The following is a 21,101-nucleotide window of genomic DNA, read 5'->3' on the forward strand; positions in this document are numbered from 1 at the left end:
CTTTCCCAACTTATTCCCCTGCATTATAACCGATCTTGTCCATGGATACGAGGGGATAAACGAGAGGGGCAGTACAAAAACATTTAATCGGTACTTCCGGCCTGATCGGTTAGCGCAGTTAGAGCGTCAGAGGAAGCCCACGATTCCTGCAATGGATTCAACGATGTCCCCATGACCGGGAATTCAGTCAGTGACTGCAAGAGATCGTCTGTTTGCAATTGCTCTTGATGGTTCATACTGTCAGTCCACACTCCCTTCCTCCAGTCTAGACTGGCTAGGAATGGGACCTTTTATGCATGCAAGTGGTTCGCGTGCAAATAGGCAGACAAAATCAGATACACGGCCATGGCACCAACAAAATAAACTCCGTACTGTGCCTTTTTGGTTTGTCCGATATAAGGGACGAGATGGCTGGCGGATACATACAAAAATATACCGGTCGTCATCGCCAACATAATGCCAGACCAATTCGGTGGAAACATTTGCTCGGCAAAACCAAAGCTAAGAGCACCTGCAATCGTCGCGATTCCAAGCGATGTCGCCCCCCAAAATGCTTTCTTTCTCGAATTGGTCGCTGCCAGCAAAAGCGAGGCAATGGTCACGCCATCCGGAATTTTGTGCAGCAGCATCGCCACCAATACGGATACCCCTACTTCTGAATCCATCCGCAAACTAGCGACTAATGAGACGCCTTCGACAAATGCATGCAATAAAAAACCCGTCATGACCCCAATAATTCCCGTGGAGCCAAATTCTCCGCTCGACTTGCTGATTAATTCCAGAGCAAAAAGCGTCACAAAGCCAACAAGCACAAATGGCATCAACCATAAGCTCTTGTCAGAAAAGACATGTGGCATCAAATCTAGCAGCGTAATCGCCAGCAGTAGCCCAGCCCCTGCACTGATCATCGCAAACAATGCCTCGGATGACCAGGCACGCAGACATAACAGCAGTCCCCCGATACTGCTCGCCAAGGCAGCAGTCAAAAGGACAATCCAGAAAACAGATTGCATCATCCGGTCCTCTCCTCACCCAACGAGCAAAAACATGCTTACTCCTTCCATATGTACGCGCCTGTCCCGGTCATTATGAGCAGACAACCAAATTTGACAAAATACGACGATCTGTCCGAATCGGACGAAAGATCACTAGTTTTTAGAACCTTTGTCGATTCTCTCTTGCCCGGAAAATTTTGGTGCTATAATGAGTCCACCGGGAATACCGAGAGGAAAAAAGGAGTGATTCGGGATGGATGTACAAGTTTGGATGGCTTCAAAAGAGGTAGCTGATCGCCTTGATGTGCATGTTCGTACACTGCGTAACTGGCTGGACTTGTTCGTACCTGCACAGGAACGTCTGAAAAATCCGCAGGGTCACTATTTGATCAGCGAAGCAGGCTTTGAACTACTCAAGGAAGTAAAGGAAAGAAAAGACAACGGCAACAGCTCGTTAAAAGATATTCAGCGCCAATTGATAGAAGAAGGACGCCTGTCTGAGGAAATGCTCCTGGAAGAAGAACTCGTAGGGGCGGAAGAAACCGCCGTTACGATCAGCGCCACAAACAAGCTGGGAACGGGCATGCGAGAAGTGGAAGTGACGGTCCACGAGACACTCGTCCAATTTCAGCAGGAGCTCACACAGCTCTCCTCTATGAATCATATGCAATCGACCATTCTGCAAAAGATTGCCGATATTGAAGAAATGCAAGAGTCCCTTCGCTTAGAAATGCGTCGCGTTACTTTTGAACTAGATCTCATGCAGCAGCGCTTGACTCGTCGCAAGGAGCGCTATGCCCGCTACGAACCTCGCTGGTCACTCAACCCTTTCCGCTGGTTTACACGTTCAGATCGCGCAGCCGAGCAATAATCGTGTTTTTTGATACGGAAAAAAATGACAATTGAGAGAAGTACCTCAACAGCGGTAGTCTCCCCATGTTCTACTGTGATAAAATGGTACTACATGAACTGACTGAAAATCAGGACTATTTACATTCCACCAAAAAAGGACTGGGGCTTTCGTTGTGAGAAAATTGCATATTACTTCGGTAAAGCCGGGCGATGTTATCGCCAAGAGCGTGTTCCAAGAAAATGGGAACGTTCTGTTGGGGATCGGGGTACAACTAACCCCCCGTTACATTGAACGGCTTGTTCAATTGGGAATTGATACCCTTTACATTCAAGACAAGCACACAGAAGATATCATGCCGGAAGATGTAATCCGCGATGAGACGCGTAAAGAAGCCGTGGATGCCGTGTACAAAACGATGACCACCCTCATGGATCAGCCGCAGATCAAGCGACGTACGTCCGCCCCTGATTTCGGGAGCAGTTTTCAAAAGGTGTTTCGGGAAATCTTTCAAGATTTGAGCAGTCGCAAAGATATCTTGGTCAACCTGTCCAGTCTTCACGTGTTGGATGGTTACCTATTTCATCACGCTGTCAATGTCGCCATTCTGTCTGGTGTGGTAGGGATGGCCAAAGGCTACAACCAGCAGCAGATGATGGAGTTGGGCATTGGTGCGCTTTTGTTCGACATCGGCATGACACAGGTTCCTAAGGAGCTCTGGACCATGCGTACCGAGTTAAGCGCAGAAGAACGGCAACGTGTCCAATACCATACCGAAGAAGGCTTCAATATTTTGCGGAATCAACATAACATCTCGGTCGTCTCCGCACACTGTGCGCTTCAGCACCACGAGAGATACAACGGAACAGGATATCCTCGTCAGCTGTGTGAGAAAAACATTCACGAGTATGCACGAATCGTGGCAATCGCTGATGTTTACGATGCCTTAGTTTCTCCGCGTCCATTTCGGAAAAGCTACTCGCCAAGTGATGCTACCGAGTACTTGTTCGCTACAGGAAACACCTATTTCGACCTCGACCTGCTCAAGCTATTCTTGCAGCACGTCGCCATTTATCCAATTGCTTCTACTGTATTACTGAGTACAGGACATACCGGGGTCGTTTCCAAAGTGAATCCATTGGCTGTGAATCGACCTACGATCCGTATTCTTACTAATGAAGATGGCTCTGAAGTAGCTAGCACCTATGAAATCGATCTCTACGATAAAGAATGGATGAGCGTGACGATCGTCAAAACCTTATAGGCCCAAAACAAAGCTGAGATTCATTATTCATCTCAGTTTTTTCATGCGTAGGTACGCGTTGTTTTCGTCCGTTGCAAATATCCCGCAGCTAACACGAGAGCGACCAACCCAATTTTGATTGCATATTCGAGCCAAAACCTACCGGCGATCCACTCATGCATCGTATCTTCCATTAGAATCATATTCACCGCAGCCACAGCTAGGACACCTGAACCAACATAAACAAGCCATACAAAGCGCTCCATTGCTTTTAGAATGAGCTGGCTGCCAAAAATCATGAGAGGCACACTGATCAAAAGGCCAAACACAATGAGGACGATATCTCCTTGCGCTGCCCCTGCAATGGCGAGTACGTTATCCAGCCCCATCATCACATCTGCTACGACAATCGTCTTGACCGCTTGGACTAAGTCTTCACTCGAGTTGATTGCTTCCTCTTGTTCGTCCTCGCGTAACAGGTTGTAGCTGATCCATAGCAGGATAACTCCGCCGATCATGTACAGATACGGGATTTTCAGTAAATAAACAGCAAGAATCGTAGCGATCACGCGTACGATGATAGCAAGAAACGTCCCCCACAATATGGCTCGTTTTCGTTGCTCGATCGGAAGCTTCCGACAAGCGATGGCAATGACCACCGCATTATCTCCACTTAATACGATGTTGATGGTAATGATGAGTAGCAGTGACGAAAAAAAGGCAGATTCAAACAAAGGATGCACACTCCCTAAACTTTTTGAGCCCTACTCGTCACCCTTGTACGGTGCCCCTGATTTTTTGTATGATGGTAACGAGGAGGGTTGTCGAAATGTCGAAACAATTCGTTATAGAAGCGATCATGTTGGCTATCTACGGGGAGTTGATGGTCCCATCGCAACCAGTAGAATATCTGATACCCGCGTCGACAATCTATGAATTGGACGAATTTATCCAGAGTCCTGAACCTATCATGCCCTACTCTACTGATGATCAGTATGTCCGTCGGATTATGAAAGAAATGAGCCAATTTTTTGCCGATCCATTCAATCGCAAGCGAATGGAAAAAGGACTGATAGCCCCATGGTCCAAGGTTCCCTTTTCTTTTCCGAACGGTGTGACCCTGACGGTCGTGAAAGTGGAGGACAACGCCATGTGGGGGGAGATATTTGATCCCGTAGAGACACAGCTATTGTTGACGGCCATGAAATTTGAGGCCCCACTTCTCACAGACCAGCCTGATTATCAGGATCGGATATTGGAATATATCGTGCCTGTTCAATTTTACGATGTGGATGATTTTGATTTCGCGCTCGAGCAAGGAATCTCATTGAACGATCTTCGTGAACCATAATCAAGAAAACAGACCGACGAGCCTGACGCTTGTCGGTCTGTTCTTAGTGAGACAAATGAAAAAGGAAGAAGGGAGCCGTCATTCATCCGTCAGGTTCTGCTGAATCAAAAGGATGATTCAGCTTGAAGTTGTCCCAACATTCGGTACAATCTCTGAAGCATGGCGTCTTGGTTGCCCTGCCCTCATCCTTCCTATCATTTGTATCCTGGCATCGCATAACTATCCCCTCAAAGAAAGTAGATAATCGAATAGTTAATAAGATTTGACGAATACCACGGGATCATTATGATAGAAAAAGCCACAGAATTCAGTGTATCGGCCTCTGCAAATGGTTCTTGGATCATAACCAAAAGCAATAAGTCGCCCACAATCATCTCTGTTTTTAGCTGGTGTTGCTCCTGGTTTGTGGCCCCACATCGCACCATGAGATCCATCCGTGACAAGCCGATAGAAGTGAAAATCCGAATCAAGTGGTCCGCCTGGTTTCATTACGCATCTAATCATCAATACGTTCAATGAGCTAGGTGAGCAGTGATGACTCCAACCATCGGCGTACAGACCACCTATCACTTCACTACAGGTATTTTCCCTTGCTGGACGGCCTCCGCGGAGGCCAGGGTGAGCCCAGCGCCCTCCCCCCAGATGATTACTGGCGAAGGTAATAAAACGACACCTCTTGCAGCCTCTTCACGCAGTTGGTCCGTTACTTTACTGTTTTTCTTTTCTGATGTTCGCAAAAGCCACTCAGTAGCGAGGGCTTGCTTCGCTGGTTTACTTCCAACACGGAACTCCATGGGGAGTGGCCTTTCCAATTTCCCGATTGGTCCTGCTCCAAATCCCTTCATCCGTCTTAATCTCGCGGACAATAAATCCGCGATAGCCAAGACCAAACTTCTCCTCAGGGGTATACACTAGTGAAATTTGCGTCGGGTCGGAGGTTATTATTTTGAGTAGTTCCTTCTCTTCGGTCTCAGACAAAATCCATTTAGGATTGGGCCTTCCGGAAAAGATATCTAGTGTTCAGAGAAAATAAAGTATTAGACTGATGTTGTTGATTTGATGCTATTACTGTCTAAGAAAACTCTTTACCTTAGAAAAATAGGTATTAGACTATTCAATCCTTCCATACAAAAAGGCCAGTCATAACACAAAAATAAAGTGTTAGACTGGCCTGGTTAATTGAGCTATCGTATCCATTAGCTTAAAGCGTTATCACAAACCTTTAATACCACCAAAAAGTGCAACAGTCATTAAGAAAATACCTATACAGACACTAACATATCCACTTACAATAAATCGTTTATTGATGACTGATACATCATTTCAGGCCTCTTATTCACGAACCAAAATTATTATTCATTCTGAAGAATCTTTCTGTATTCAACACCGTGAATATGTATAAGTATTTTTTGCTTTTCTAATACTTCAAAAAAATTCAACATATCACCAAATGGATTTTCAAAATATTGAATTAAGCGTTTAAAATTCTCAGTTGTTTTCAAGAAGTCATAAAAAAAGTAGGGATCCACATTTCCAATATCGTCTGTATTCCCGAGGGAAACCTCCAGTTTTTGTCCAGTATCTAAGTTTTCAAACATGCAATGCTCTCCATGAACATCAAAGTACCAATTACCGGTTAAATGTTCTTCATCGTTTAGTAATTCCGCATTTGAAATTAAGTAGTAACTTCCTTTTATTATCTCTGATTTTTCAGGCTGGTTCGTTTCCAATATTAATTTGTCAATGAGTTCTTGCGCAATTACTTTATAAGCGTCCATTGCTGCCAATAATTCATCCACCGTTTCTTTAGTTAGCGAGTTCATAAATTACCGCCTTCTATGGTATTTATATTTTTCAGTTAAAGTTTTCTTTAAAGCGTTTCTTAACAACTCACCCTGCAACCTTTGCCAAAAACTCTGCCAGTCCCAAGGTCTGCAAGCCTGCATTGTGAACTTAGTGTTATGTGGGGTTTCGTGCCTTTTTTCACTTTTCAAACTGGCGTAGTGGTTGTCCGACTATCTCTGAGTATTACTTCAAGAACATGCATTCAGGAAATTTCTGATAACGTCTTATTCACGAACTTCGAAAATAATTCCATACGTAGAGTATTCGCAAAATTATTGAGCTATCTATAATGCTCCCATAGACTGAGACACGGGAGGTTAAAAAATAAGTTATGATAAGAGCATGGAAAAACGGAACCAATTTACGCCCATACTATCGAAAAAATCGCATCCTAAAAACAAAGAACGAATTCAATCATCGATATATCGTACTTGAGGGTAATAATAATGTGCTTTATGACTTAACTTCTGATGTTATGAAAAGATAATTTTAAGGGGGAAGAAAGTGGTGAATAATCAATGTAATTTAAAATGGGCTGATTTAAGCGATCCAGTTAAAACGATAATAGAACACATTGATATTAATTGTTGTGATGAAGATTTTCAAGTTGGAACTAAGCTAAATATACCGTATTTTAAGGGGAGATTCACTCAAGAAATGGCAGATGCAATTCTCGAATATCAATATTCAACTGAAAATTTAAACGAAAATTGTTATTCTGCCGAACTGCAAGATGGTGTATTGATGATAAAGTTCGTTAAGAGTTCAGAGAGATAGCTCGTTATGTCCAATTTTATAACCAGGAGCGCCCTCATCAATCTCTAAATGAAGCAAAACCCGATCAATTTTACGCCCATACTATCGAAAAAATCGCATCCTAAACACTAGGACTACGAAAAGGAGGACATAACTTAATCCTCAAAAAATCGTGTCTTGACAACGGGGAGCATTACAATCCTGCTCATGAGCAAAGGCTGCCGATCGTTCGCGGGTGTTACTACTATCGAAGTGTTCTCGCTTCCTTGCAGATTATCCCCTGAAACTAGTTCATAAGTCTTTGCCTGTCACAAAAAAACGTCCTGAGTAGGTTTGCCCATGGTACAATATGGGTAAAGACATGGAAAGCGGTTCGGGGAGGAATAGTGCACATGGAAATGACGAAAAGAAGCAACGGTTCGGATTGGGAGACAGAAGCAGCTGTTGACCAACAGATTTTGTTTAAAATGGGGAATGAATATTACGGCCTGTCGATTTCGCTCGTACGTGAGATTATCAAGCCGCTGCCCATTACACGTTTTCCAAAATCTCCACCATATGTCGAAGGAGTCATTGATCTGCGTGGGCGGATCTTACCGATAATCAACTTGCGGAAAATGTTTGATTTGGAACCTTTGGAAGAAACGGATGACACTCGCTTTGTCGATTTGCAGATGGATGGGTTGAACATCGGGATTATCGTGGATGCGGTCTCTGAGGTCATGAATATTCCGCAGAGCTTGATCGAGCCTGCCCCACCTATTATCGCTGGTGTAGAGGGCAAGTATTTGCAAGGCATTGCCCGTATGAACGACAAGCTGATCATGCTGCTCGATGTGGATGAAATTTTTGGACAGTGGAAAAAGAAGTAAGTGGCAGTGTAAAGCCCAGTGCGATGATGCACTGGGCTACTCTCTTCCTCCGCTTGCTAAATACGCATAATTCACCCATACCATTTCTTCGATTCCCAAAATTTCTTTGAACAGGTCAACCGAGTCGTACAACAGTGAAGCCCCTGTGTCGTCATCGACGTTCGTCAACAACTGCAAATCAAAAAGGGAACGTAACTGCTGAATCTGCTTCGGACCCACGATCCGACCAAACGACTGCGGCTTGATACGTGTGATTCCTTTACCTACCTCGCGCCGATACAACTCCGAACGCACTACCCTCTCCAGTATGTCTTCATACTTTTGCCGAACGTCCTCGCTGTCTACGATTCCTTCCTGCAGGTCAATCTCTGGATAAAGCCTGCCAAACTCGGCTTCTGCCATTTCTACATCGAGCGAGTAGCTGATTGTCGCTGACGCAACCTCGAAGCCTGCATCGAACAAGCGAAAGCCCCAGCCGTTGTCCTCAGCGTCATGAAACCAGAGGAGGGGTACGAATTGCTTGGACAGTCTCAGCAAAAAATCAAGCGTCGTGGAGGTTTCCAGCCACTCATCCTGCAGGAAAAATGCATTCCAGTCGCTGTTGACGTTTCTGTGGAAGTGTGGCTGCTCTGTCTTGGATAAGGCAATCAGTACTTTCGGTTCGTATTTGCGTGGATAAAGAATGCCGGTCGTGAACTCACCCATCCGCTTTCCACCGCTTTCTGGAAGGCTTCCCTGATCCTTTCTTCTTAGTCTATTCAGGCAACGCTTGTTTTTTGCTGTGATCTTTATCAAACGTGCTCGTGTGGATCATCGTATGTACCGCGCCCTCTGGCAACAGCTCGGAACGATACAAATGGAAATGCCGTGCCTTCCATTGTGGCGGCTCCTGCGCTAAATAACGTTCATTCCAGTCCAGGAGGGCCAACTCATCTCCGTTGCGATGCGGACCGCGTGCCAGCGTAATATGCGGCCGATACTGTTTCCGATCGTAGGACAAGCCTTCGTGCAATTCGAATCGTCTGCCCAACAATAAATGCAGCTGCTTGAGAGGAGTAAGTTGGCCGCGCAGTCCCAGCCAGAGCACACGTGGATGCAGGGCATTCGGAAAAACTCCAAAGCTACCAACACGCAGGGTAAATGGCTGGATGATCGCGCTGACGATATCCATATCCTCACAGATAGCGGGTACGAGTGACTCATCCACCTCCCCAAGAAAATGCAGAGTCAAATGCAAGTTAGCGAGAGACTGCCACCTGTCCGCAGCCACATCTTGCTTCAACCGTTTTTGAACATCGGCAATATAAGCAGCAGCCTCAGCTGGAATATCCAGTGCTATGAATAAGCGCATTTCTGTCCTCCTTCGAAAAAAATAGCCCTCCTGTGACGGAGAGCCATTTATCTTTCATGCCGCGTTAGGCAGCCATCATCTTTCCGGTTACGATTCCCAAAACACTCCTGACATATTCCGCAAGAAGGTTCGATCCAGGCTGGTAGGTAAAACGCAAGGTCAGCTCACTATGACCGACATGACCAACGGGAGGGATATTCCAGAAGTACTCTGCTTCCCCGTATAAATACTCTTCAATGCGCTGCTTCTTTCCTTCGATATCGATACTCGGATCATGCGTCAAGGAAAACTTCATCATGACAGAAAACGAATCTGTCCAAACGTGATCGCGCTTATGTAATTTCCCATGGATAACTACTAAACCGGCTTCTCCCCACAGATTGTACTCGAGTAAAGCCTGAAACTGCGGATGTACCTGCAGCTCCAAGGCAGGAAGCCCTCCTTCGATCGTAAGCGCATGACGTTGTGCCAGTTGCTCAATCTCCCCTTGAAAACGGTGGGCGCATTCAGAAACAGCCTGGAACAAATTGGGTTCAACAGCGTACATCGTCGTCACCTCTCCCCAATGGATTGTCTATCTTACCTAATTCGAACTCCCGCCTGTCATATCCTTTGTTGAAAAATGACTTATTTACCCATATTTCATCGAACACCAAAAGATTCCGGGGTGCGTCTTTTTTCACAATCTCTCAACAATTACAGGTAAGGGATAGACATTCCTGGAAACGCTTTCGCAAACACCTGCGCGAGATGGTTCTGTACATCTTCATCCAGCTCCAAATGATAGAGGCGACCGCTCTCATAACGCAATAGTGGATAGGCACCCAACTGCAAGGGAGAAGCGTCCTGCGTCTGCACGTACTCCGGCAAGGTCATCAAAAAGCGCGAGAACGGATTCGCTTCATCCTCTGACATATGAACGACCACGAATAAATGCGAGAGACTTGGCGTCAACACGATCATCGCGTAATCGTCCGCTTCCGCAGCCCATATGGTAAAGGACGTATCCCGGACCTCGCTGCGGGCGTGCCTGCGTATAACCCACACTGCTTGCTGCACAGTACTCATCAATAAATGCTGGGCTCCTTCTTCACCATGGACATCACTCATGTGCTTGTAACGCAATACGAAGGCCATCCCCGATTCTGTAAAAACAGATGCAGGCAAGCTCATCGCTGAGATGCTTTCGGTCTCTTCCTCACGCACCTGCACTTCTTCTGGAAGTGTATCGGGTGTTCCCTCATAGAGCGCCTGAATCATCTCATGCGTACGAGCCACTTCCGCTGGGGAAAAAGAGATGGATTCGGAATAGATGTGGGTAAGCTCTCGATCTGCGTAAGCCAAGTAGTGCAAAAAGGTATACGGCTGCTCGATCATTTTCAAGGCCATGCTACGCTCATCAGCACGCGCTATGTCGAACGTCAAGGGAAAACCAAGTGGATTCAGCGGGTCCGACAGTGTCCAAATGACCGCGAGCAGTCTATTTTGATACGTCTTGAACTCGAGAGAAACGGCATCTCTCGTCTGCTCACTGAAAGCATCCACCGATTCGAATACCAAATACAGCTCCACTTCGCCCGTTCCACTTAGACGGACAAAGTAAGGAAGCCCCTCTTCTTCTGCCAGCATGTACAAATCGTGATAAACCACGGGATCAAGAACCTCTCCCTGTGTTGACTCATCTGGAGAACACAGGGTGTCATCGGGGGTTAGCGGAGGGAAAAATTCCTCATTCATGCGTTAATCCTCCTGTTTTCCCCAAGCTTTTAGCAATGCCCAATTGTCCATTTGTTTTAAGAGAGTCCGATCTGTCGCGTCAATGTGGACAGGGGTAATCGCAATATAGCCATGCTTGAGCAAATCATAGTCCAGCGGCTCTGCCAGTGGCATGACTTGAGGGTACTCGCGTGCCAAATAATAGCCTTCTGCTTCTTCGCTATATTTGTCTTCATAGTGGTTCATGGACAAGGTGGCGGGAACCATTCCTTTCACCTCAGCCAGCGGTACATGCGGGATATTAATATTCCAGAATACCTCTGACGCCAGTTCTCCTTTGACCGCACGATCGCTGAATTCTTTTACAATCGGACGAATCATCTCCACTACGTCGCCGAAGTTGTCTTGATCGAACCAGTTATCATAGGAAAGGGCAACACCGGGAACACCCAAGATTACCGCCTCCCTGGCACCGCTGCACGTACCGGAGTAATAAATATCACGTCCGAGATTCGTCCCGACGTTAATCCCCGAGAATACGATATCCGGCTTTTTCCCATGTTCAAACAGGAGATGGTAAGCAGCTTTTACACAGTCTGCAGGGTTGCCATTGACCGCCCACGCTTTTACCGGCATTCCGTAAAAATCACGCTGTTCAGGTGCGAGTGCACTGCGATAAGTGATTCCATGTCCGACCCCGCTTTTCTCTTCAACCGGTGCCACTATATAGACTTCCGCTTCCTCCAAAGTGAGCAAAGCTTCTACCAACCGCTTGATACCAAGAGCATCGATGCCATCATCATTCGTAACCAAGATCCGCAAAATAGGGTCTCCTCCTTCATCCATAGCGTTGCCACTCGCTGAGACGTTATTTTTCTTATTGTACTGTAGATAACGAGGCTGCGCCACGCTTCCACCTAAAACGAAAGGACCCCAATCATATTGGGGCCCCGGCTATTCGCCTACAATATCTTTCCAGCGTTCGCGCCAGACAATCCCTTCGCGAATCCACTCTTCTACTTGTCGCTGCTTTTCCTCCGAGATTCCGATCAGGCATGCGATACGGGCAATCTCTTTTGTCTCCGACGGTGATAGCTTCCGATCGATCAATGCCATGTGGTAGAGCTTGCGCATCATAACGAGCTTTTCGGCCTGCGTCATGGCTACCAGATCTTCCACGATGACCTCCGGACGCTTCGGATAATCCATGTCATCCATTAAAATTTGTCGTTCTTTCAATGTAAAATGCTCCGAATTCACGATTTCATGAATACGATCCATTTCTTTATTTCCTATATAACCATCGGCGTGCCCGACGCAGATCATCAAGCGAATGGACGCAAACAAAATGTGTTTGTCCTTTTCGATTTTGGTATACACCGGCATAGTTCCTCCTCAAAAAACTTTATGAGCATAATATATAACTACATATGATAATACGATGAAAAACGAAAGCGGTTTCACATAATTATGTGACAAATTTATGCTATTCCCTAACAAAAATGCGTCTGAAATCAATCCAACCATAGGCATCCAGACTTACACCAGATAACCGCGGATGTGCAAGCATTTCTACCCGATTCGAATACAGTGGGACAAACGTACTGTAAGCCGCAAGTGTATGCATGATACTGTCCACGCAAGCTTGTCGGTCTTGTGCTGTTTGGACGCACGACATGCGGTTCATCCAATACGCGATCTCTTCCTTTCCATGCGGATCTAAATGATGAGAAATACTCAACGCACCAGCGTATAGAAATTCTCGTAACGACAGCTCCGCCCTTTCATCTACATTCGCACTATCTACAACCAAATCTGCCTCTTGTAATAACGAAGGCAAGGCAAGCTCCTCCGGGGATGCATACCTGATCTCAATGGCAATTCCGTATTCCTTGCACGTTTTCTGAATCCACTGGGCATCTTCTATATGATCGGAATCTGGATACGTATAGAGCAACAGTGCCTCTCCCAGATATCCGCTCTCTTTGAAAATACGAACCAACTCCTGTGAATCCGGCACCTCTCTTTTTTCTTGGAACGAATCAGTTCCACCCCAGATGACTGCATGCTCTCTCGTTCCCTGTAGCTCTTGTCTCAAGGCTTGTCCACAAATGATAGCCACCATGAGACTCCGAAACTCGCTATGTGACAGCGGGCCATTTTTTGCTCCATTCAAGCTCACGTATTGAAAACATTCTTCCAATCTGTCAACGTCACTCCACGCCAGAAAGCTCGTATCACGATGATCATCCATAGCCATTACGGATAACAAGCTCTCATCTACCTGTGCTTCTGCTGCCATTCCAGGTACGCACCAGATTTCGATTCGGTCCAAGAACGGCCTCCCCCCAAAATAAGGCGTGAACGCTTCAAGTACGAGCATGGAATCATCGTTACGGACTACTCGAAACGGCCCCGTTCCTACTGGCATTTGCGTAAATTGCTCCCCCATCTCCAAAACATAATCACAGGGGACAATCGCCAAATATTCCTTGCTCAGTGCCTGTAGAAACAATTCATCCGGCATATGCAAAGAGATCGTCAATACGTAGTCATCTTTGACGGTAATCGATTCGATTGAAGCAGCTAGCCAGCGATGTTTATAGGAATGCTCCATCAATCGAAGCAAGGAAAAGCGCACATCATCGGCCACAAGTGGACGGCCATGATGGAATAAGACACCTTTCCGCAAATAAAAAGTCCACTGCTTTCCTTCTTCACTAGCCTCCCAATAAAAAGCGATAGCGGGTTCAATCCGTTTCGTGACTGTATCAAACTGGACGAGAGAATCAAATAGCTGCTTGACCATATGTGACTCGGAGCGCAGGAGAATATGAATCGGATCAAGCACTGCGAATGGTCGACTGTAAAACAATCGCAAGGTATCGCCTCTGCCCTTACTTCCCTTTTCCCGCTTCACACGATGTCCAAACTGACTATTCATCCATCGTGAAAATTTTTCACCTAAAATAGGCACATTTACCCCATATTCGTCGATCATATCCCGTGCAGCACGAATCTCCCCTTTTTGCACGAGTTCCTTGGCTACACTCATGATCAGGTCTTCGGGCACAAGCAAGCATGTCAGTACAGATCGATTTCCTCGCCCTCTCCCCGGCTGCCAGACTACCCATCCCTGGCTTTGCATTTTTTTCAAGGTCAAGGTCGCATTCCGCAATGTACAGAATAAAAGCGAAGCAACTTCAGCTAACGATATGTCAAGCGGATGCCCTATCGTTTCATTAGGCCGACCCGCACATAAGCGCATGTATTGTTCAACGAGTTGCATCTTGCCACCACCAATTTCCTCATAAAACATGAAAAAGCTATTCGCCTAATCGTACGCTTTTTCTCCGGTCTTTGCCACCTTACAATTCTAAAAACACCAACTAACCGGAAAAGCCGGAGAAAGGACTTTCTTATGTCACACATCCCTAATGCACTCAGTCGATTCTTTGCTGCGTATCCGACACTCCTCTGGGTCCGTCTGTTCGGCGAAACGCTTACCTCTTTATCCAGCGCCATGATCGCCCCGTTTCTCGTATTGTACTTGAGCGAGAACATCGGCGGCTCTGTCACTATGACCATGCTCGTTATTGGTTTGCAACCCTTCTCCGAGATTTTGCTGACGCTATTTGCTGGTGGCATCACGGACCGCTATCGACGAAAAACGATCATGCTACTCGCCTTGTTTCTGCAAGGCTTCGCCATGTTGGGAATGGCTTGGGCAGACTCTATGCTGGGCTTTGCGATCCTGTACATCATCAACGGTGCTGGCCGATCCCTGTTTATCCCTGCCAGCCGCGCGCATCTAGCTGATACGATTTCCTCCGCACAAATGGCCGGTGCTTTTGCCCTTCTCAATACTTCTAGCAGTATCGGGGCCGCATTGGGCCCTTTAGTCGGCGTCGTTATTTATAAGTACGATCCTGCTATGGCATTTTTGTTTACTGCGATCTCGCTATTGATCTATTCTCTTGCCGTCTGGTGGAAAATCCCTCAAACACCACTGCCAGAGGCTCCTGTCGAAGAAGCAGCAGACGTACGTTCACGCGGCTCCTGGCATGTTTATCGACCAGCCCTTGCCATTATGATGCTGTCTTTGCCGATCAGTCTGTTTTACGCGCAAACCGAAACGAACCTCCAGCTTCATCTGAAATACACGCTACCAGACTATTTGCAGACACTCGCCTTGCTCATTGCGGTAAAAGGGGTACTGTTGCTCCTGTTCGAGTATTTGCTCGTCAAATGGACCCAGCACTTGTCGGCTCGCCTGTTGATTAGCAGCTCGTATATTTGTTTTCTTATCGTATCCTTGGGCTATGCCTTCATTGACAACGTGCCTGTCCTTCTCGCTTTGCAAGTGTTGCTCGTCCTCGGAGAGAGTATTGGTCTGACTCAGTTGATGGCCTTCGTCACACGGATTTCACCTGTCACGATGCGCGGGCGGTACTTCGCGATCACAGGAACACACTGGGATATTTCCCGCATGAGCGGACCATACTTGGGAAGCCTTGTCTTGCTGCATTATGGCGGCGCGATGCTTTTCACGATCGTTGCAGGCATCCTCTTAATCGGTGCCGGATTCATGTACGTGTATCTTTCCAACAACGAAAAAGCCTCCCCGCTTGAACAGGAAGGCTGATTCGATCCGATTAGGTTAACAAGAAGCGATCTTCACTGAAGCTTTCTCCACCGCGGGCTGTTTCGAATGCTCGAAGCAGATCCTGCGGTTTCATCGTCCGTTTTTTCTCATCCGGAATGTCGAGGATGATTCCCCCATCATGGAGCATCAACAGACGATTACCCATGTTCAACGCTTGTTCCATATTATGCGTGACCATGATTGTCGTCAGTTTATAGCGCTCCACGATTTTTTCGGTTAAATCTACAATCAACTGCGCCCGTTTTGGGTCAAGCGCTGCTGTATGCTCATCGAGGAGCAAAATCTTCGGCTCCGTGAAGGTAGCCATCAACAGGCTAAGCGCTTGACGCTGTCCTCCTGAGAGAAAACCAACTTTGGTCTTCAAACGGTTCTCCAGCCCTTGATCCAGCTGCTTGAGCTGCTCGCGGAACAACTCTCGCTTATGGTTATTCACCCCAAATCCAAGTGTACGACGTTTTCCCCGTCCCAAAGCGATTGCCAGATTTTCCTCAATCGTCATGTTCGGCGCTGTACCTGCCATTGGGTCCTGAAACACACGGCCGATCAGACCTGCGCGTTGGTGCTCCGCTAAACGTGTGACATCTTTGCCGTCAATTGTAATGCTTCCGTTATCTGGCGTCAGTCCACCGGAGATCATGTTCATCATCGTCGATTTACCGGCACCATTACTACCGATAACGGTGATGAACTCTCCTTTCTTTACGTTCAGATTGACGTTTCGAAGCGCGATCTTTTCATTCACAGTTCCTGCGTTGAATACTTTGTTGACGTTTGTAATTTTAAGCATCGCTGCTTCCTCCCCTTGCCGTCCGTCCCGCTTGCTTTTTCCAAATGCCTTTTGCCACAGTTGGAACAGTCAGGGCAATGATAACAATCAGGGCAGTAATCAGCTTCATATCAGAAGGATTGAGCCCAGCATCCAGAGCCAGTGCAATGACTAAGCGGTACACAATCGAGCCGAGAATGACAGCAAGCGTCACTCTGAAAATCGAAGAGCTACCAAACAAAACTTCCCCGACAATAACGGAAGCGAGACCGATGACGATCATCCCGATCCCCATTCCTACATCCGCAAAGCCTTGGTATTGGGCTACCCACGCACCAGCTAAAGCTACCAAGCCATTGGAGAGAGCCAAACCGATGATCGTTGTCGAATCCGTGTTTACCCCAAAGCTGCGGATCATCTTCGAGTTGTCACCTGTCGCACGCAAATCCAGACCCATATCCGTATGCAGGAACCAGTCAATGATGAGCTTCAACACCATAACCCCTGCGATAAAGACGATTGCTACACCAGACAGCAAGGTAACTCCACCTACGGACAGGTTCGGAATGCCCATATCCTTCACATAAGTGAACAGGGTATCTTCCCGCAAAAGAGGCAGATTCGCTTTCCCCATGACACGCAAATTGATCGAGTACAAGGCAATCATCGTCAAGATCCCCGCCAAAAGTGCGTTAATCTTTCCTTTGGTATGCAAGACGCCTGTAAAAGCTCCTGCCAAACCACCTACGATGAAAGCCAGCAGGGTAGCCAAAAACGGATTGGTTCCATCAATGATGAACTTGGCTGCGATTGCGCCTCCCAAGGCAAAACTACCATCTACAGTCAAGTCAGGAACGTTTAGGACTCGGAAGGTCAGATATACACCGAGAGCCAAAATACCAAATAGTAAACCTTGCTCAATGGCTCCCATTACTGCCAGTTGATTCATAGAAGAAATCCTCCAATTACTGCATTTATTACTCGATCACTTGTCCAGCACGGTCGAGCATGGCTTGCGGAATCGTCACACCCATTTTTTCCGCTGCTTTCTTATTCAATACGAGTTTCATGTCTGCTTGCACTTCAACAGCCATATCAGCTGGCTTCGCTTCACCCTTCAGGATTTTTGCTGCCATATCAGCTGTTTGCTCGCCCAGCTTCGTGTAGTCGATCCCGTAAGTGGCAATCGCTCCGCTCTTCACAGAGTTTTCTTCACCAGCGATGACCGGAATTTTTTGTGCTTCCGCTACACTGATAACAGCAGCAATCGAAGATACGACCATGTTGTCAGTCGGTACATAGAAAGCATCTACTTTGCCTACCATGGACTCAGCTGCTTGCTTCACTTCTGTCGCGCTCGTAATGGCCGCTTCTTTGATTTCTAAACCAAGCTTACCGGCTACAGCTTTTGCCGCATCTACTTGTACTTTGGAGTTGACTTCACCTGAGCTATAAATGATTCCAACAGATTTCGCATCAGCTTTCATTTCTTTGATCAGCTTCAATTGCTCTTCGACAGGGTTCATATCCGATGTACCAGTTACGTTCGCTCCTGGCTTGTCCATCGCTGCAACCAGACCAGCTTCTACCGGATCAGTAACCGCAGTAAACAGGATCGGAATTTCTTTACTGGTTTGTGCGGCAGCCTGTGCCGTTGGAGTCGCAATGGCCAACACCAAATCAACTTTGTCAGCCTCGAATTTTTGGGCAATCTGAATGGCTGTATCCATGCTCGCCTGAGCGGATTGCACATCGATTTTTACTTGCTTGTCTTTTTCGTAGCCGTTTTTAGCCAATTGGCTGATAAAGCCCTCTCTTGCTGCATCCAAAGCAGGGTGTTCAACGAATTGGGCAATTCCAATTGTCAGCTGCTTGGTTTCAGTAGACGGAGCAGGTGCCGTCGTGGTTGCAGGAGCGGGTGTAGAATTGTTTGCAGGGGTAGCGCTTTGCTGTCCACAAGCGGTAACAGACAAAAGCAATAAAGGAAATAAAAAACTCTGAAAAATCTTAATACTCTTCTTTTGTTTGAACATTTAGTGAATTCCCCCTCGTGAATTTTTTTCTACAATTTTAACATGGATAAAACGGTTTTAAAAGAATAAAAAGAGAGCATGACGCTCTCTTTTTACTTGATGATTTCTTTCGCCTGTTGTTTGAGTGCCTCAGAAATAGTGAGCCCAAACTTTGCAGCAGCTGTTTCATTGATATACAAATCAGCTTGTTTCGAAATCTCTACAGGAGTATCAGCAACACTTTGCCCTTTTAAAATACGGGCAGCCATATCGCCTGTTTGTTTACCGATTTGGTAGTAATCAATCCCATACGTAGCAACCGCTCCACGTTTCACTGTATCGGTGTCAGAAGCAAATACAGGGATTTTGTTTCCCTCTGCTGCTCCGAGTACCGCTTCAAACGAAGATACGACGGTGTTGTCAATTGGGATAATAATGGCATCTGCTTTACTAGCAAGCCCTTGAGCTGCCAGCTGCACTTCGGATAGCTGCGAAATGCCTGCTTTGATGATTTCTACGCCTTCTTTTTGCGCTGCTTCTTCCAATTCCTTGACCTGTACCTCTGAATTAATTTCGGAGGTCGTATAGATCACGCCCAGCTTTTTCAGCTCAGGCAGGAAGGCTTTCACCAGCTTCAATTGTTGTTCCATCGATACTTTATCGGACGTCCCGGTCACATTTTTGTCTGGCTTCTCCAGACTGCCAACCAGTTGAGCCGAGATCGGGTCTGTTACGGAACTGAAAACAACAGGTTTGTCAGCAATCGCCTTGGCTGCAGCCTGAGCGGATGGCGTCGCAATCGCTACGACAAGATCCTTTTTATCTCCGGCATACTTCTGTGCGATCGAGACCGTATTGTTCATGTCACCATGGGCGTTCTGGGAGTCTACCTCCAAGTTCTTGCCCTCTTCGTAGCCAGCATCCTTCAGACCATCCAAAATTCCTTTATGAATCGCATCCAGTGCAGGGTGCTCCACGAATTGTGTCAGCCCCAGCTTCACTGTTTGCCCTTGGCCTGTCGTTGCTGCTGTCTCTGTTTTCCCACCTGTTTCGTTGCCACATGCTGCCAAAGAAAACGCCAGCAATGCGGTCAGTACCATACTGACTGCTCGTCTCATCTGTACTTCCTCCTCTAGTCTCTACTCTCTGCTGCTCTAATCACCCTAAGCAATTAGGCTCATTGCCATCTATGCAACTTGTGTCCCATTATAGCAATTATATTACGCATTGAGAAGCCCCCTTTCCTCACTTACGTGGAACTGATTTCTTCCTCTGCTTTGCTGATTTTGTTTACATATACCCTGGTAATTCTGTAATGGTCGACTTCTCCCACAACAAATTCGTACTTCCCCTCTTTTACTCGATCCCCCACGCGTGGCGGATGGTCGATTTGCATGTAAATCCAGCCTGCTAGTGTATCTACATCGCTTGACTCCAATTCGATGTCCAGATAATCGCCCACTTCTTCCAGTAGCATACGCCCATCCAATGACAGCATCCCGTCACTGCGCTCCACCTCTGGACGCTCGTCGTCGAACTCATCCTGAATGTCACCAACAATTTCTTCCATTATATCTTCAAGGGTCACCAGCCCGGCAGTGCCCCCATACTCGTCTATGATAATTGCCATTTGTCCTCGTTGTTTTTGCAGCATGGTCAACAACCGGCTGATCGAGATTGTCTCCGGTACAGTCAAAATAGGACGCATGAAGGTCTGAAGGTCATGGCTCTCTCCTTCTAATAGCCCTGTCAGCATATCCTTGATGTGCAAGCTACCTACTACATGATCCTTGTCACCATCTACTACTGGATAGCGGGTAAACCGTCCGTTTTGGACATGCTTGACGTTTTCATCAAAGGGATCGCGCAGGTTCAAGACAACCATATCCGTACGCGGAACCATGATTTCTCTTGCCATCGTCTCCGAGAAATCAAAAATATTATCAACCAGCATCAGTTCGGTTTGATCAATCAAGCCGCTTTTATGACTTTCATTGACAAGAATGCGAATCTCTTCTTCTGTATGTGCTTCCTGATGCGGCTCCAAGGATATATGAAAAAGCGCAAGAAAACGGCTCGCAGCCCAGTTCAGCATTTGAATAAAGGGATACATGATTTTGTAAAAGAGCTGGATCGGCTTGGCTACCGCAAGTACCACCTTTTCGGAGTATTGAATAGCCAGTGTCTTAGGTGCCAGCTCCCCCAGCACGATATGCAAAAACGTAATCAGCGAAAAAGCGATAATAAAGGAAATACTGGAAACAACCGTTTCATTTAATTGGAAATAACGAAAAACTGGATGTAGAAGATGCGCGACGGCAGGCTCACCCAGCCAACCGAGTCCTAATGAAGCCAGCGTAATCCCGAGTTGGCACGCGGAGAGATAGGCATCCAAATTGTGCAAGACCCTCTCGACGTCAACAGCGCGCTTGTTTCCTTCCGCTGCGAGCTGCGCAATGCGCGATTCCCTTACTTTTACGATCGCGAATTCGGTCGCAACAAAGAACCCGTTCAGGAGTACGAGGATCATGACCAAGATCAAATTAAACAAGCTTCCCCAAATTGCCATGCTCCCCGCCATCCTTTCCGTCCATGCTTTGGAATATTGTTTCCCATCCTCGCCAAAATGTTACCTGTTCGTTTTTCTTTCTTTTTGAGATTGTGATACCATAGTGCTG

General features: G+C 46.7%; 24 protein-coding genes. 7 read left to right on the top strand and 17 right to left on the bottom strand.

Annotated elements, in window-relative coordinates; genetic code table 11:
- Window positions 1-83: 83 nt before the first annotated feature.
- Together ACFVS2_RS09755 and ACFVS2_RS09760 are read right to left on the bottom strand one after the other, a co-directional pair.
- Window positions 84-251 carry a hypothetical protein gene (locus ACFVS2_RS09755; protein WP_173617015.1) on the bottom strand — a complete coding sequence of 56 codons (168 nt, stop codon included), beginning with the start codon at window positions 249-251 and terminating at the stop codon, window positions 84-86.
- Between the two features lie 39 nt (window positions 252-290).
- Window positions 291-1,016, bottom strand: a complete 726-nt coding sequence (locus tag ACFVS2_RS09760; RefSeq protein WP_056485663.1) for a ZIP family metal transporter — start codon at window positions 1,014-1,016, stop codon at window positions 291-293.
- Between the two features lie 232 nt (window positions 1,017-1,248).
- On the opposite strand from ACFVS2_RS09760, the gene ACFVS2_RS09765 reads away from it, so the two are divergent.
- Together ACFVS2_RS09765 and ACFVS2_RS09770 are read left to right on the top strand one after the other, a co-directional pair.
- A complete protein-coding gene (locus tag ACFVS2_RS09765; RefSeq protein ID WP_390233346.1) occupies window positions 1,249-1,866 on the top strand; it encodes a MerR family transcriptional regulator in 618 nt (205 codons plus the stop codon).
- Window positions 1,867-2,020: 154 nt separating this feature from the next.
- Complete coding sequence (locus ACFVS2_RS09770) at window positions 2,021-3,109, top strand: HD-GYP domain-containing protein (RefSeq protein ID WP_173617077.1); 1,089 nt, start codon at window positions 2,021-2,023, stop codon at window positions 3,107-3,109.
- A gap of 41 nt (window positions 3,110-3,150) precedes the next feature.
- On the opposite strand, the gene ACFVS2_RS09775 is transcribed toward ACFVS2_RS09770, so the two are convergent.
- Window positions 3,151-3,831 (bottom strand): TerC family protein, encoded by a 681-nt coding sequence (locus tag ACFVS2_RS09775; RefSeq protein WP_390233349.1) that lies wholly within the window; start codon window positions 3,829-3,831, stop codon window positions 3,151-3,153.
- An 86-nt stretch (window positions 3,832-3,917) separates the two neighbouring features.
- On the opposite strand from ACFVS2_RS09775, the gene ACFVS2_RS09780 reads away from it, so the two are divergent.
- Window positions 3,918-4,439, top strand: coding sequence for a hypothetical protein (locus ACFVS2_RS09780; RefSeq protein ID WP_007716952.1), 522 nt, complete (start codon window positions 3,918-3,920; stop codon window positions 4,437-4,439).
- Between the two features lie 566 nt (window positions 4,440-5,005).
- Here ACFVS2_RS09780 and ACFVS2_RS09785 read toward each other — a convergent pair.
- Window positions 5,006-5,323, bottom strand: a complete 318-nt coding sequence (locus tag ACFVS2_RS09785; protein ID WP_390233351.1) for a hypothetical protein — start codon at window positions 5,321-5,323, stop codon at window positions 5,006-5,008.
- A gap of 468 nt (window positions 5,324-5,791) precedes the next feature.
- Window positions 5,792-6,262 (bottom strand): DUF6896 domain-containing protein, encoded by a 471-nt coding sequence (locus ACFVS2_RS09790; protein ID WP_390233353.1) that lies wholly within the window; start codon window positions 6,260-6,262, stop codon window positions 5,792-5,794.
- Between the two features lie 529 nt (window positions 6,263-6,791).
- Between ACFVS2_RS09790 and ACFVS2_RS09795 the strand changes: the two genes are divergently transcribed.
- From ACFVS2_RS09795 to ACFVS2_RS09800, 3 genes are all read left to right on the top strand, one after another.
- Window positions 6,792-7,061 (top strand): hypothetical protein, encoded by a 270-nt coding sequence (locus ACFVS2_RS09795; RefSeq protein ID WP_020477524.1) that lies wholly within the window; start codon window positions 6,792-6,794, stop codon window positions 7,059-7,061.
- Window positions 7,058-7,165, top strand: coding sequence for a hypothetical protein (locus tag ACFVS2_RS34605; RefSeq protein WP_354142434.1), 108 nt, complete (start codon window positions 7,058-7,060; stop codon window positions 7,163-7,165). Before ACFVS2_RS09795 ends, ACFVS2_RS34605 begins: the two co-directional genes overlap by 4 nt.
- A gap of 267 nt (window positions 7,166-7,432) precedes the next feature.
- A complete protein-coding gene (locus ACFVS2_RS09800) occupies window positions 7,433-7,912 on the top strand; it encodes a chemotaxis protein CheW (protein ID WP_173617073.1) in 480 nt (159 codons plus the stop codon).
- A gap of 36 nt (window positions 7,913-7,948) precedes the next feature.
- On the opposite strand, the gene ACFVS2_RS09805 is transcribed toward ACFVS2_RS09800, so the two are convergent.
- The 7 genes from ACFVS2_RS09805 to ACFVS2_RS09835 all read right to left on the bottom strand — a co-directional run bounded on the left by ACFVS2_RS09805 (window position 7,949) and on the right by ACFVS2_RS09835 (window position 14,268).
- Entirely contained in the window at window positions 7,949-8,617 is a 669-nt protein-coding gene (locus ACFVS2_RS09805; RefSeq protein WP_173617072.1) for a hypothetical protein, read from the bottom strand.
- A 49-nt stretch (window positions 8,618-8,666) separates the two neighbouring features.
- The gene (thpR, locus tag ACFVS2_RS09810) at window positions 8,667-9,263 is read right to left on the bottom strand and encodes an RNA 2',3'-cyclic phosphodiesterase (RefSeq protein WP_390233356.1); all 597 of its coding nucleotides are present in this window, start codon (window positions 9,261-9,263) and stop codon (window positions 8,667-8,669) included.
- A gap of 64 nt (window positions 9,264-9,327) precedes the next feature.
- Window positions 9,328-9,810 (bottom strand): hypothetical protein, encoded by a 483-nt coding sequence (locus tag ACFVS2_RS09815; RefSeq protein ID WP_390233359.1) that lies wholly within the window; start codon window positions 9,808-9,810, stop codon window positions 9,328-9,330.
- Between the two features lie 149 nt (window positions 9,811-9,959).
- A complete protein-coding gene (locus tag ACFVS2_RS09820; RefSeq protein WP_390233362.1) occupies window positions 9,960-11,000 on the bottom strand; it encodes a hypothetical protein in 1,041 nt (346 codons plus the stop codon).
- 3 nt (window positions 11,001-11,003) lie between these two features.
- Window positions 11,004-11,825 (bottom strand): 5'/3'-nucleotidase SurE, encoded by an 822-nt coding sequence (gene surE, locus ACFVS2_RS09825; protein ID WP_390233486.1) that lies wholly within the window; start codon window positions 11,823-11,825, stop codon window positions 11,004-11,006.
- Between the two features lie 108 nt (window positions 11,826-11,933).
- Window positions 11,934-12,365, bottom strand: a complete 432-nt coding sequence (locus ACFVS2_RS09830) for a tellurite resistance TerB family protein (protein ID WP_048033900.1) — start codon at window positions 12,363-12,365, stop codon at window positions 11,934-11,936.
- 100 nt (window positions 12,366-12,465) lie between these two features.
- Window positions 12,466-14,268, bottom strand: a complete 1,803-nt coding sequence (locus ACFVS2_RS09835; protein WP_390233365.1) for an SgrR family transcriptional regulator — start codon at window positions 14,266-14,268, stop codon at window positions 12,466-12,468.
- Between the two features lie 132 nt (window positions 14,269-14,400).
- Here ACFVS2_RS09835 and ACFVS2_RS09840 point away from each other — a divergent pair, with 132 nt between their 5' ends.
- Window positions 14,401-15,624: an MDR family MFS transporter gene (locus ACFVS2_RS09840; RefSeq protein ID WP_390233367.1), complete on the top strand. Its 1,224-nt coding sequence runs from the start codon at window positions 14,401-14,403 to the stop codon at window positions 15,622-15,624.
- Between the two features lie 10 nt (window positions 15,625-15,634).
- On the opposite strand, the gene ACFVS2_RS09845 is transcribed toward ACFVS2_RS09840, so the two are convergent.
- The 5 genes from ACFVS2_RS09845 to ACFVS2_RS09865 form a co-directional block, all read right to left on the bottom strand.
- Window positions 15,635-16,432 carry an ABC transporter ATP-binding protein gene (locus ACFVS2_RS09845; RefSeq protein WP_173617066.1) on the bottom strand — a complete coding sequence of 266 codons (798 nt, stop codon included), beginning with the start codon at window positions 16,430-16,432 and terminating at the stop codon, window positions 15,635-15,637.
- Window positions 16,425-17,360, bottom strand: a complete 936-nt coding sequence (locus ACFVS2_RS09850) for an ABC transporter permease (protein WP_390233369.1) — start codon at window positions 17,358-17,360, stop codon at window positions 16,425-16,427. The genes ACFVS2_RS09845 and ACFVS2_RS09850 overlap by 8 nt, the downstream gene beginning before the upstream one ends.
- Window positions 17,361-17,388: 28 nt before the next feature.
- Window positions 17,389-18,444 (bottom strand): ABC transporter substrate-binding protein, encoded by a 1,056-nt coding sequence (locus tag ACFVS2_RS09855; RefSeq protein ID WP_390233372.1) that lies wholly within the window; start codon window positions 18,442-18,444, stop codon window positions 17,389-17,391.
- 92 nt (window positions 18,445-18,536) lie between these two features.
- Window positions 18,537-19,541: an ABC transporter substrate-binding protein gene (locus ACFVS2_RS09860; RefSeq protein WP_173617063.1), complete on the bottom strand. Its 1,005-nt coding sequence runs from the start codon at window positions 19,539-19,541 to the stop codon at window positions 18,537-18,539.
- Window positions 19,542-19,672: 131 nt separating this feature from the next.
- Complete coding sequence (locus tag ACFVS2_RS09865; protein ID WP_390233376.1) at window positions 19,673-20,992, bottom strand: hemolysin family protein; 1,320 nt, start codon at window positions 20,990-20,992, stop codon at window positions 19,673-19,675.
- Window positions 20,993-21,101 lie beyond the last annotated feature (109 nt).

Origin of the sequence: Brevibacillus sp. NPDC058079 (assembly GCF_042885155.1) — a bacterium.
Lineage (GTDB): Bacteria > Bacillota > Bacilli > Brevibacillales > Brevibacillaceae > Brevibacillus.